General features: G+C 41.2%; 12 protein-coding genes and 3 pseudogenes. 6 read left to right on the top strand and 9 right to left on the bottom strand.

Features of this window, described 5'->3' with window-relative positions; all coding sequences use genetic code 11:
- Positions 1-340: 340 nt before the first annotated feature.
- From H6G40_RS03490 to H6G40_RS03500, 3 genes are all read left to right on the top strand, one after another.
- A complete protein-coding gene (locus H6G40_RS03490) occupies positions 341-976 on the top strand; it encodes a D-sedoheptulose-7-phosphate isomerase (RefSeq protein WP_069475522.1) in 636 nt (211 codons plus the stop codon).
- Between the two features lie 37 nt (positions 977-1,013).
- A complete protein-coding gene (locus H6G40_RS03495) occupies positions 1,014-2,039 on the top strand; it encodes a GHMP family kinase ATP-binding protein (RefSeq protein ID WP_002734194.1) in 1,026 nt (341 codons plus the stop codon).
- A 92-nt stretch (positions 2,040-2,131) separates the two neighbouring features.
- A complete protein-coding gene (locus tag H6G40_RS03500; protein WP_069475521.1) occupies positions 2,132-2,848 on the top strand; it encodes a nucleotidyltransferase family protein in 717 nt (238 codons plus the stop codon).
- Here H6G40_RS03500 and H6G40_RS03505 read toward each other — a convergent pair.
- From H6G40_RS03505 to H6G40_RS03515, 4 genes and pseudogenes are all read right to left on the bottom strand, one after another.
- The gene (locus tag H6G40_RS03505) at positions 2,826-3,884 is read right to left on the bottom strand and encodes a hypothetical protein (RefSeq protein ID WP_069475520.1); all 1,059 of its coding nucleotides are present in this window, start codon (positions 3,882-3,884) and stop codon (positions 2,826-2,828) included. The two genes, H6G40_RS03500 and H6G40_RS03505, sit on opposite strands and share 23 nt — an antisense overlap.
- Before the next feature lie 117 nt (positions 3,885-4,001).
- Positions 4,002-4,185, bottom strand: a pseudogene (locus tag H6G40_RS24095) (IS30 family transposase); the annotation flags it as partial.
- A 387-nt stretch (positions 4,186-4,572) separates the two neighbouring features.
- Entirely contained in the window at positions 4,573-4,719 is a 147-nt protein-coding gene (locus H6G40_RS03510) for a hypothetical protein (RefSeq protein ID WP_176721689.1), read from the bottom strand.
- A gap of 28 nt (positions 4,720-4,747) precedes the next feature.
- Positions 4,748-4,909, bottom strand: coding sequence for a hypothetical protein (locus H6G40_RS03515; protein WP_199309343.1), 162 nt, complete (start codon positions 4,907-4,909; stop codon positions 4,748-4,750).
- On the opposite strand from H6G40_RS03515, the pseudogene H6G40_RS23035 reads away from it, so the two are divergent.
- Both H6G40_RS23035 and H6G40_RS03520 read left to right on the top strand, forming a co-directional pair.
- Positions 4,872-4,964: pseudogene (locus H6G40_RS23035) on the top strand (D-glycero-D-manno-heptose 1-phosphate guanosyltransferase); the annotation flags it as partial. The gene H6G40_RS03515 and the pseudogene H6G40_RS23035 overlap by 38 nt on opposite strands.
- A 92-nt stretch (positions 4,965-5,056) precedes the next feature.
- Complete coding sequence (locus H6G40_RS03520; RefSeq protein ID WP_069475519.1) at positions 5,057-5,980, top strand: glycosyltransferase; 924 nt, start codon at positions 5,057-5,059, stop codon at positions 5,978-5,980.
- Between the two features lie 72 nt (positions 5,981-6,052).
- Here H6G40_RS03520 and H6G40_RS03525 read toward each other — a convergent pair whose 3' ends face one another.
- Positions 6,053-6,991, bottom strand: a complete 939-nt coding sequence (locus H6G40_RS03525) for a hypothetical protein (protein ID WP_002746562.1) — start codon at positions 6,989-6,991, stop codon at positions 6,053-6,055.
- A gap of 359 nt (positions 6,992-7,350) precedes the next feature.
- On the opposite strand from H6G40_RS03525, the pseudogene H6G40_RS03530 reads away from it, so the two are divergent.
- Positions 7,351-7,566, top strand: a pseudogene (locus H6G40_RS03530) (DUF4277 domain-containing protein); the annotation flags it as partial.
- Positions 7,567-7,926: 360 nt separating this feature from the next.
- Here the strand turns inward: H6G40_RS03530 and H6G40_RS03535 are convergent.
- The 4 genes from H6G40_RS03535 to H6G40_RS03550 all read right to left on the bottom strand — a co-directional run bounded on the left by H6G40_RS03535 (position 7,927) and on the right by H6G40_RS03550 (position 10,939).
- Positions 7,927-9,810, bottom strand: coding sequence for an SUMF1/EgtB/PvdO family nonheme iron enzyme (locus H6G40_RS03535; RefSeq protein ID WP_190537287.1), 1,884 nt, complete (start codon positions 9,808-9,810; stop codon positions 7,927-7,929).
- Positions 9,803-10,180, bottom strand: coding sequence for a Pepco domain-containing protein (locus tag H6G40_RS03540; RefSeq protein ID WP_069475516.1), 378 nt, complete (start codon positions 10,178-10,180; stop codon positions 9,803-9,805). The genes H6G40_RS03535 and H6G40_RS03540 overlap by 8 nt, the downstream gene beginning before the upstream one ends.
- 14 nt (positions 10,181-10,194) lie before the next feature.
- Positions 10,195-10,419 (bottom strand): DNA-binding domain-containing protein, encoded by a 225-nt coding sequence (locus tag H6G40_RS03545; protein WP_069475515.1) that lies wholly within the window; start codon positions 10,417-10,419, stop codon positions 10,195-10,197.
- A 286-nt stretch (positions 10,420-10,705) separates the two neighbouring features.
- Positions 10,706-10,939, bottom strand: coding sequence for a hypothetical protein (locus H6G40_RS03550; RefSeq protein WP_190537289.1), 234 nt, complete (start codon positions 10,937-10,939; stop codon positions 10,706-10,708).
- Positions 10,940-11,235: the final 296 nt, after the last annotated feature.

The following is an 11,235-nucleotide window of genomic DNA, read 5'->3' on the forward strand; positions in this document are numbered from 1 at the left end:
AAGACTGGCAAAGGTTGAACCCCCGCTCAGAAATCCCTCGTCTCGGCCAGAATAGATCAAAAGTTTATTCACAAACAAAACAAATTGTGCTAGGGTTGGGGCGTTTGTGGTATATTCCCAGAATAACTGGCAAAAAATCACTCTTTTGACTTGATCGCTCTAGGTTTTTCTAGAACTATCATTGGCCTGTTTTTCCTGTCCCGTGATCAATTCTACCGTGCTAGGGGTTTTATACCCAATTAATGGAGAGCGATTCTCGTCTTTTGATACTATTCAATATAATGACAGAATGATTGAGAGTTAAATTTATTCAACTAATAAAAATTGGAAAATCAAACCTATGCCAATGGTGGAAAAATCAAACAAAAAATTGGATAGTTTCCAGAGTGATCCGTCTCTGTCAATTTTAATCAAGACTGAATTGGAGGAAGCTTATGTCCTGAAAAAAAACCTACTAACCGAGACAAAATATCTAGAAAAAATCCAAGAGATTTGCCAAGTATGTATCAATGCTTATCGCAATAACCACAAAGTATTAGTGGCTGGTAATGGAGGCAGTGCCGCCGATGCTATCCATTTTGGCGGTGAGCTGCACGGCCGATTTCTGAAAGAAAGACAGTCTTTGCCAGTTCGCGTCCTCAATAGCGATATCGCCAGTTTAACAGCGATTGCCAACGATTATGGCTACGAATATATTTTTAGCCGCCAGATAGAAGCGGAAGGAAACCCTGGCGATGTGTTTATCGGTATTTCCACTTCGGGAAATTCCGCTAATATCCATCAAGCTCTCAAAGTTTGTCAAGTAAAAGGTCTCACTAGCATCGGTTTAACTGGGGCGAAGGGATTAGCTCTAGAGCAAAAAACCGATTATTGTTTGATGATTCCTAGTATCAGTACCCCGCGCATTCAAGAAGGTCATGGTTTTGTTCTCCATACTATTTGTTTAGCGATCGAAGAAGCGCTCTTTCCTAACTAAAATCTCCTAGCAAAAAATCAACCTAAACAGCCTACCTATGATCATCAGAACCAAAGCTCCTTTAAGATTAGGTTTAGGTGGTGGTGGTACCGATGTGGAGCCCTACTGTAGTCTTTATGGGGGTTACGTTCTCAACGCTACTATCGATCTCTATGCCTACTGTACAGTCACGGAAATTACTGACAAACAAGTCATTTTTGTTGCCGCCGATCGAGGAGAACAACAAATAGAAACCCTCCAGTTTCCTCTCCCCTATAACGGCGTTCTCGATCTGCATAAAGCGGTCTATAATCGTTTGATTAAAGACTTTAATCAAGGGCAACCTTTGCCGCTGCAAATCACTACCTTTTCCGATGCGCCGGCTGGTTCGGGATTAGGTTCTTCTTCTACCCTAGCGGTAGCCATGGTTAAAGCCTTTGTGGAACTGTTAAAATTACCCCTAGGTGAGTATGATATCGCCCATTTAGCCTACGAGATCGAACGAATTGATCTAAGCTGGTTAGGGGGCAAACAGGATCAGTACGCTGCCACTTTTGGCGGTTTTAATTTTATGGAATTTTATGAACAAGATCGAGTCATAGTTAATCCTTTGCGGATTAAAAATTGGGTGATCAATGAATTGGAAGTCTCTCTGATCCTCTACTATACAGGCATTTCTCGCTACTCATCTCAAGTAATTGAGGATCAAATTCAGAATGTCCAAGAAAAAAATGAACAAGCGATCGCCGCTACCCATCAACTCAAAAAAGAGGCAATTCTCTTTAAAGAAGCACTGCTTAAATCAGATTTTATGGGGATAGCAGAAATTCTGAGAACTTCTTGGGAAGCGAAAAAGAAATTATCCAAATTAATTAGTAATCCGCAGATTGATCGCATTTATCGGGTAGCTAGGGAAACCGGGGCCTATTCAGGCAAAATATCAGGAGCTGGTGGCGGTGGTTTTATTATCTTTATGGTCGATCCTACCAAGAAAATCGAAGTAATAAAAGCTTTGAAATCAGAAGGAGGCCAAGTGATTAATTTTCATTTTACCAAATACGGAACCCAAGCATGGACATTATAGCAAACCAAGCATCAACGGGGAAGGATTATCCCTGTAACCCTAAAAATAGTTTTTAAAAGATTGGCAATAATTCAAATTTTTGAGGTGTATCTATGGATGTAATTATTCTGGCGGGTGGGTTAGGAACTAGGTTGCGATCAGTCATCAACAGTTTACCAAAACCTATGGCTCCCGTTGCCGACAGGCCTTTTTTAGAATATCTATTAGATTACCTAATCTCTCAAAAAATTACCAACAAATTTTTAGTTTCTGTGGGCTATGAACATCAGAAAATTATCGATCATTTTGGTTATAAATACAAGGAATACGAGCTAACTTATTTGATAGAAGATACACCCTTGAGAACTGGAGGAGCAATCCGGTTGGCACTCAATAAAATTGAAACCGAACAAGCATTAATTGTTAACGGAGATACCTTGTTTAATGTCAATTTATCCGCCTTAATTAATTTACATAGTCAAAAGAAATCCCTGATAACTGTTGCTCTGAAGCCCCTAACTGACTTTGATCGTTATAATAATGTTCTGCTAGACGATGACCAAAAAATTATCGGGTTTGAATCCAAAAAATATCAAGATAAGGGCTATATTAATGGCGGCATATATTGTGCAGGGAAAAACATATTATCCAGCTTTGATCTGCCATCAAAATTTTCTTTTGAGGACGACTTTCTCAAAGTTTATACCGAGAAAATTCCCATGTATGGCTTGATTTCTGACGAATATTTTATTGACATAGGCATTCCCCAAGATTACGAAAAAAGTCAGATTGAATTACCTGAACTTTTTAATTTCCGAAATCAGGTTTAACCTCAGGATTAAAATACGAACCGTAAAACTTGGCGACTTTGATCAAATTATGGTCTTGATACCATCTGTGAGCGTTGTCAGCAATTTGCTGAAGTTGACTCAAATCGAGACTAGACAGATTTTCATCAGCTACTAAATAATGTTTATTATTTTCTACTCCATCCGCTTCAGAAGGGTTATAGTCTGTTAGAACTGGAACCAAACCGTGGGCGGCATAGGCGGCAAAGACAGTGGATTTGCCTAAATCTTTTGGAAAATGGCTATAATCCAGAACCCCCCCCCGTGAAGTTAACATCAATTCACTAACAACCTGATTAGACTGAAATCCCATAGGGACTATCTCTATTCCTTTGAATTGACCTTCTGTGGTACTCAAATCACAGGGATAACCAACATCATAAATGCGTTCAATGCCTAAAGCTCGACAGGCTTTTAGGAGGTTTTTACTGAATTTTGTATAAACTAGGGGACGAGTGTACTTGGAACCGAAAACAATAAAGTAGGGTGGGCGTTCCTTGAGAGGAAGAATACATTGAGGTTCACCCATAGTAGAAAAATTTGGTAAGCAAATAACTTCGGTTTTTCCAGTCAATCGTGAAACTATATTTTTAATTCTGGAAGTAGTAGTCACGATTAAATCAGCTAATCTGAAGATTTGATAAGAAGTTATTAAAAATCTGAAAGCGGGGAAAATTATCCCTTTTCTTGTGTAAGTTGCGTTGAACTCATGGACTAGGATAATTAATTTAAAGTCTCTAGTTCTTGTGAGATTTTGTAATACTCTCAAGAGCCAATCGGGAACATCGTAGTATCTACAGTTATAATGTAAGAGAACCCCTAAACAATCTGGAGTTATCAATGAAGACAAAACACTGGAAGCGTCCATATTCTTGAGAGATTGATAGTCGATCAAGCGGCTTACTATACCAGTTTCCGACCTAATTGCTTCAGCTAAAGTAACGTTAAAATCTTCATGACACCTTGGACCAATGTGTATAATTTGTTTTTGATTGATTGGTTTTGTTGTGTCAAACATAGATTCCTTCACTCAAGCAAAATTCTAGATGTTTTTGTAAACATGATACCAAAAAACTTTGTGAGTCAGTGACTGTTTGAGCATTTGCCCGTAGCGACGAGCCAAACAAGGGCTAACTCAAGTTTGAAGTGTACGAGTACCTGTCTGACTAAAGAATACCTCAGACGGAGTGCTATAGTCAAGGGCTTTTCGCAGTCGATGGTTGATTAAGTCCGTCGCTTGGTCTACCTGAGTTTGTTTGATGATGAGAGAAATTTGTCCCTTTCGGGAAAAACTGCCGCATGAGATCGTTGGTGTGTTCTTTAGACCTCTTGCATAAATCCGAAAACAAACGATAGAAACAATAATGGGAGGGACTTTCAGTTAATTATTTATTAGTAGTTGATAATCTTCAAAAATGTTGCTGTACAAGGATCGACTTAAGACTTTTGCAAGAGGTCTTTTCAGTCCTCGCTCCCAAAAATGATAAAGATTGGCAAAATAACATTAGACCTCAACCTAATATTATCTCAAGACCCAAAGTCTTTCTAGTTAAGGAATCTACCCGAATAAAAATTATTTTAATTGCCGCATATTTTTTCAGTGAAATTGAATTAGCAACGATAGATATACATTCCAGCCATCGAACCATTCGGTTAGTACGCAGACCAAAAGCAAGCTATGACTGGGTTATAATTTTTGGAGATGTCTATTCAACCCCTAAGCCAGCCGCCTGCTCGTACCCACTAAACTCCTGGCCATTATCGAAGGTGAAAGTCTTGAGATGAGAGGCTGGTAGGCCCGCAAAAGCCACTTCAGTGGTGCTATTGAGTTCGGCGGTAGTCTGAGTCTTCATGACTCGTGCCACTAAAAACTTGGAGGTTTTATCTACATAGATAGGTAGCGATCGCCCCGAGATGGTTGCCCCCGATGATTGTATCTCCTTCCCAATGACCAATCTCAGTTTTTTCTTCAGCAATCGCTGGTCGATCCTCAATTCCGACTCGGTTGTATGCCTTGATTTCTGACGAATATTTTATTGACATAGGCATTCCCCAAGATTACAATAAGAGTCAACAAGAATTACCATCTCTCATCTGAAAAGTATTTTTTTGAGAGAGTCTTGGTAGTCACCTAAGTTCAGCAAATTTATGTTTGTATCGTCAAATTATTTCTAAATAAATTCACCAGAGATGCTTGCTAGTTTCAATCAACCGATATTATCTATTGTTAGCCCGACCATCGGAAATTTTTCCGGATATTGGTTGCAACAACTTTTATCCGTACAGGGAAACGTAGAATTTATCTTAGTTTACCCTCCTGGCGCAACTGCAGCCTTCATAGCTGACCCACGAGTAAAAATTTTATACAGTCTCTACAAAGGAGAAACACCTCAAAGAGCCTTCGGTTTAATGAACGCCACCGGTCAGTATATACTGGCTTTAGATGATGATGACTTCGTGCATCCGGATGTTGTATCTCTAACTCTTGAATACTTTGAGAAATTTCCTCAGAGTTGGATGCTGCGTTTGTTTAAAGAAAAAATAAACTACTTAGATGAAGAAAAAATTAAAAGACCTTGGCAGCAATTGCCATCTCTTGAGCAACTTAGGATTGCCAGAAAAAGAGAAGATTCCTATCAGGATTTGATAGAGGTTCCCATTGCTCCTCTAGAAAATCATTTTGATATAAAAGTTGCTCTCTGGCCCTACGCTAAGAGAAAAGACATTCATGGAAGTCATGTGGAACCTTTTAATAATACCATTTGGAAAAGTCCAGCAGTTAAAGAAGCTCTCACAGAAATGTTTCAAGGGACAAGAATGGCGGAACTTTTAACTTGGTTGCCTCTTTGGGGATTAGATAGGGCAATCGGACTATATATTCAAGCTAAATTTTTTCAAACAGGTGCTTGTATTGGTCATTGGATGCCCGAACCTGGTCAAATCAGATATATTGTTAGGCCTTATTCCTTAAAAACAGTGCGATTGTTAGTGTTGGTAGAGATGTTGTTAGTGAAACAATTTCCCCAGTATGGCTACTTTTGGAATCTATTTTTTGAAGAATTTTACAACGGTGTGAAAATTAAAATTAGGCAAATATTTAAAAAGCTAAATTAAGGTTAACAGCTAAAAAATAGGAAGCAAGTCTTAATACTTACTTCCTTGACAGATTACAGATAGACTGATATTTCATACCTCTTTACCCAAGCGAGAACGAATAAAGATTCGCGGCACATTTAAGATGTTGGGAATAACGAGATTCCACATATATCCGTACTGGGGAAAACGTCTGATTAAGTAAAGTTCAGAAAGTACACCATAACGATTAAATCGTATGTATTCAGGTGGATTATTTTCAATACGAATTTGTTCTGGCATCGGTAAGAGATGACCAATAATTTTGCCTTTTCCTTGCTCAAAAAACTTCGCTTGTATAGCTAGTCCCAAAACTCGATCAAGACACCAAAAGGGAATATACTTAAACGGACCCATAAAAGGCATTAACCCCACCAGATCCTTCAGGGTTTCCTGTGCTATAGAAGTTTTCCAAACCTTCTTGTCAAAATTCTCTGTATGCGGACCTCGATGATCTCTTCTTCCTCTAAAAATACACATTACGTCAAATTTATTATCGATAGGAGTAATGGGAATTTCCAATAGGTAGTTGCCTTGTTCGTATAGCTTAGAGTTACCTTGAGACCTACCACAAACTTCTAGTTTTTCGATCAGTTTTGGTGAAAGCCAAGGAGCTTCTAGAATTTCTTTTTTACCAAATTCAACATCTTTCCGGCTAAGTCTCATGACCCAACTATCAGGAAATCGGGAAAAGTATTGACGGCTAATTTCTGAAATGTCGGGATTGATATACTCATCACAATTAATTGTCAATGTATAGGGAGCGGTAGCATTGATCAAACCTGTGGCACGTTGAATAATTTCTCCCCGCAAGGGACTGACTATTTGCTGTACCCTAGGGTCGGAAGTGGGATACTTAGGGGCTCCCGGTGGATGAACCAAGATAAATTCTACTTCTCCCTTGACCTCGGTCAGCGCATTAAACCAGTGGTCAGCGAATCCTTCTCTAGTGGGAATAACAATTGATAGGCTTGGTGTTGACACCTTGTCCATGATAAAAAAATTTTTTCTCTATTTTTTGATGCCATTGTATCATAGTTCTCTGGCAACAAGGAAAATTTCTGGAAGATCAGAAGGCTGAGAGATCAAGAGTGGGAATTCAAGAAAAATAAAATCGATATTCAACTTGTTTACCATCCTAAAAACTGATTTCTAGGTTTTTTAACCCACATTCCGCACCTTCAACTGTCACATAAGCTGTCCCCCTCCAGAGACTTGAGTAAAAATACTTAGCTGGTGAAGGTTTTCTCGGCACCAGCTAGGGGGGTCTTGAAACCCCTAATTATGAAAAAATAGGAATTGTTGGAAAACTGAGGCGAGTGGACTGTTCGACCAGGAATCAATCAACAGAAATTGAAGTCAAAAATCTAGACCATCTGGGATTAGTAGCCGGAATTATCGATGAAATAGGAATCGTTGAAATTATCAACGAACAAGTCTCAATTGAGCGAGGAGAAATTGTCACAGCGGGGCAAGTCGTCAAAGCAATTATCCTGAACGGATTGGGATTTGTCTCCCGGGCCTTGTATTTATTTCCTCAATTTTTTGAAGATAAAGCAACCGAACATCGCTACGCGAGATCGTTCTACATCTTGCCATTCAATTGTACCGATCGCATAATCTTGTTGCAATCGTCTGAGTCTTCTCCTACCCCGATGAAGGTTACTATTCCTGACGCGAACTCGGTCGGGTAGAATACGAAAACCGAGGAAACTAGCACCGTATTTAGTGGCAAAAAGTTGACTTTTGGTCGCAACGCGCTCGCTACGCGAGATCGGGTGAATTTTCAGCTAATTCTTTGATTGCCTTAATAAAATTTAACATTAACGCCATTTTCTCAAAAAAATCGACCCGCCTAAGGGCGGGAAAGAAAAGGAAAAAGAAAAAATAGGGAATGAGGGTAAAAAGGGAAAAAAAGGGAAAAAGGGTTACAGAGTCCTCCCAGCACCGCACACCACCCGAAAACCGCTGCTGAAGTTGTAGTCGCGGCGGTTGTAGCTGCTGCGGAAAGCAGAACGGCAGACATTTGGATTGTTGTACCAAGAACCGCCCCGCAGAGAAGAACGATTATCATCCCCATTTTCTATCCAGACACTGCCATCGGTGGGCGCACTGTCATAGTTATCGTGCCAGGTATCGGCGCACCACTCCCAGACATTGCCGTGCATATCGTACAGTCCGAAGGCGTTTGGGGGAAATTGTCCCACGGGAGTTGTTTCGTTCAGACATTCTCCTTTGGGTTCATCGGCATAGGTATAGCTGGCATCGTAGTTAGCCAATTCCCCCGTAATGGTTTCCCCAAAGTAAAACGGGGTGGTGGTTCCAGCACGACAGGCGTACTCCCATTCCGCCTCACTGGGAAGTCGGTATTCCCCTCCCGTTAATTTAGATAATCTCGCACAGAATTCGACGGCATCGTACCAGTTGACTTGTTCCACGGGCCGGCGATCGCTATCGGGACGGTCTTTAAAATGGGCCGGGTTGAGATCAAGGTCTTGTTTAACTTTTAAATCGGTACGAGAGGCGATCGCTCTCCACTGAGCCTGGGTGATGGGATATTTGCCCATAAAGAAGGGTGGGACAGTTACTTCATGTTGTGGTCTTTCCTTTCTAAATCCTTCCCAATTAAATTTTTTAACCAGTCTTTCGATTTCCTCGTCTTCTGTTCCCATCGTGAATGTACCCCCCGGGATGGCGACCATTTCTAGGGTGATGCCGTTGCCCAAATCTTCGCTGAAATATTGGGACTGTTTCGACTCTTTTTTGATTTGCTCACCCTTCGCATTTACTCCCACGATCTCAAAGTTAAATACCTTGAGTCCAGTTTCTTGAGAAGGTTTAGGGGTCGATGACCTATTTCCCTCGGACCCCGTGACGTATTCGCGACCCGTAGCAGGAATCGAAGACTGTCTTAGAGCGATGCGCTTGATAGCTTCGATCGCCTCTAAATCGCCACGAGATGCTCCTAAGACACGAATCCATAACTGTTCAGCTAAGTCAAGGTCGCCCCTATTTTCTGCTAAGGAAGCCTGATATTTTAGGGGTTGCACGTCCCTAAGCGTGGCAACTTGTTCTAACAAAATAAAATAGAGCTTGTGGGGCGGTTCTGCTTTTAGATAGGGATTCTGTCTCGGTTTCCCATATCTAGCGTTAGTTTGCTCGACTTGACGGCGCAGATATTCGTCTAGACGCTCGACCGTAGCACAATTGGCTTCTCCTTGCCGCCGCAATCCTTCCAGCAGCCCATGAGTAAATGAGCCTTGTTGCAACTCATCGATCTCCCAAGATTGCTGATTGGCAGTACAGGAATAAAAGGTTATGACTCCCTGATGCTCCTCTTCTCCAATGCCCAGACCGCCTCGGCTGTCTTCATCTCGACAGGCATCTAATAATAGTACGACGTTATCGGCCCCAGACCGCCGCAGCCGCTCGGTGACATAATCCACCGATACAGCCGTTTCTCTTACATTACCCGGATCACTATCCGGCAGCATCAGATAGTCTTTGTCTTGATAGCGCCTGCCATGACCAGCAAAGAAAAACCAGAGATTGTCTCCAGACTTAAGCAGGGGAGTCTCGAACTGCTTCTGAAGAAACCGCTTGAGACGACCGTAGGTTGGCTGCGTGGGAATGGGGGGACTAGCAGGAATGGGTGGAGAATCTTCGGTAAAGAGAAATATCCCACTGCGATCGAATCCTCCCTCCCCTTCACACCAAGCTTTGATCGCTTCCGCATCTTTCTTGGCGTATTTCAGCGGCTTGAGGTTGTCATACTCGTTGATGCCGATCGCTATCACCCAGTTTTTAGCCATCTTTTCTCTTGAACTTAAACGTCATCGCTCCTTTCCCTCCTGCTTTGCCCCCGACCCCAAACAGGCTAACTTGTCCTTCCCCATTAATTTCTACAGACAGTTCCACTTCATCGAGCCGGATTTTAGCGCTTGGAGGATCGGCTTCATCGAGCATTTCCCGCATCGCTTTGAGAAAGCCCTGCATTTCTAGCTTCAGTTTGGACACATCCACTTGACTTCTTTCGGTGGCCGCAACTTCGGGCGATCTTTCCTGTTCACCGAGCCGTCCCCCGATATCACTGCTACTTCTAGCGCCGGCGGGCGTTTTTTGAAGATCAGATTCACCCGTAATAATCCATATTTTGCTGGGAGTCGCGATATCTTCGGTCATTGTGTTGATTTCCCCTAAATGTTATCTCGCTTACCTTTAGCCAAACTTTCTAATTCCATTATCTTTCTCTCAACCTCAGCCATCCTCTGACTCAACGGCACAGTCTCGGCACAGCCCAAGTAAGCAGCAATCGCGCTGATGATCACATTCGTCTTGGACGTGCCAACCCGCTCGACGTACTGGTTGAGTTCGGCGAGGAGAGGTGGGGGAATTCGGACGGCGATTTGTGGTTTGCCCATAACAGTTACATTTCTTCTCCCGCCATGCTACCAAACGCATGACTAAGTATCACCCTTCCAGTCATTTTTCTTAACGAACGACCGAACAGCGAGCTACCTTCGAGTACCATCCTACAGTTATTAGCTAGAAACAATACAGGACAAAAGTTACAGAAAAATTTAAAAACCTTTCCTTAAAAAATTAAGCGAACCACGAATAAAAATTTCTCCTTAGCCCAAAAGTATTCAGCAACAATTTCAGCTTTAACTTGGGATTTTTCTATAGATTTACCAAAAAAGAATTGTGTTACATTTTGTCATAATCTTCTGGCTCTCTATCTGAAACTTTAGCTAATGCTTGTTGAAACTTCTTCCAACTTCCCTGTTGTGCTTTTTCTTCTAGATAATCTTTAGTCATCCAAGAGGATATTTGGGCAGATAAAGCCATTGTTACCAGTTGCTCTACTGGTATGTTTTGTTTATTGGCTAAGGTTTCAATTTGTTGATATAAAACATCTGGAATGTTTGTGCTTAGTTTCATGGTTTGATTTCTCCTAGTAATCGTAAAAATTGTTTGGGTGTTAAAATAAAAATGCCGAATTTTTCAATAGGTTGTAGGTCTCTTTGATTGTAACTGATTATAAAATTAGCTTGACATTTGAGAGCTAAGTCTATAGAACTCTTGCAAATTAATTATATGTTATAATCACGGGTTAACTAATTTTCCCCAAAAAATTAGTTAATCAGTACATTCGTCCTGAATGAAAACTTGAAGTTTAACTTTTAACTCAAAACTCTTTAGAGCTGCTTTAATTTGGTTATCAAAACCTCTTTATT

Source organism: Microcystis viridis FACHB-1342 (assembly GCF_014698335.1).
GTDB lineage: Bacteria > Cyanobacteriota > Cyanobacteriia > Cyanobacteriales > Microcystaceae > Microcystis > Microcystis ichthyoblabe_A.

Excerpts from the sequence above, each read along its gene's own strand:
- H6G40_RS03495 (WP_002734194.1), top strand. The coding sequence starts at position 1,014 with ATGATCATCAGAACCAAAGCTCCTTTAAGATTAGGTTTAGGTGGTGGT.
- H6G40_RS03515 (WP_199309343.1), bottom strand. The coding sequence starts at position 4,909 with ATGTCAATAAAATATTCGTCAGAAATCAAGGCATACAACCGAGTCGGA.
- H6G40_RS03550 (WP_190537289.1), bottom strand. The coding sequence starts at position 10,939 with ATGAAACTAAGCACAAACATTCCAGATGTTTTATATCAACAAATTGAA.
- H6G40_RS03500 (WP_069475521.1), top strand. The coding sequence starts at position 2,132 with ATGGATGTAATTATTCTGGCGGGTGGGTTAGGAACTAGGTTGCGATCA.
- H6G40_RS03490 (WP_069475522.1), top strand. The coding sequence starts at position 341 with ATGCCAATGGTGGAAAAATCAAACAAAAAATTGGATAGTTTCCAGAGT.
- H6G40_RS03540 (WP_069475516.1), bottom strand. The coding sequence starts at position 10,180 with ATGACCGAAGATATCGCGACTCCCAGCAAAATATGGATTATTACGGGT.
- H6G40_RS03510 (WP_176721689.1), bottom strand. The coding sequence starts at position 4,719 with ATGAAGACTCAGACTACCGCCGAACTCAATAGCACCACTGAAGTGGCT.
- H6G40_RS03525 (WP_002746562.1), bottom strand. The coding sequence starts at position 6,991 with ATGGACAAGGTGTCAACACCAAGCCTATCAATTGTTATTCCCACTAGA.
- H6G40_RS03545 (WP_069475515.1), bottom strand. The coding sequence starts at position 10,419 with ATGGGCAAACCACAAATCGCCGTCCGAATTCCCCCACCTCTCCTCGCC.
- H6G40_RS03520 (WP_069475519.1), top strand. The coding sequence starts at position 5,057 with ATGCTTGCTAGTTTCAATCAACCGATATTATCTATTGTTAGCCCGACC.
- H6G40_RS03535 (WP_190537287.1), bottom strand. The coding sequence starts at position 9,810 with ATGGCTAAAAACTGGGTGATAGCGATCGGCATCAACGAGTATGACAAC.
- H6G40_RS03505 (WP_069475520.1), bottom strand. The coding sequence starts at position 3,884 with ATGTTTGACACAACAAAACCAATCAATCAAAAACAAATTATACACATT.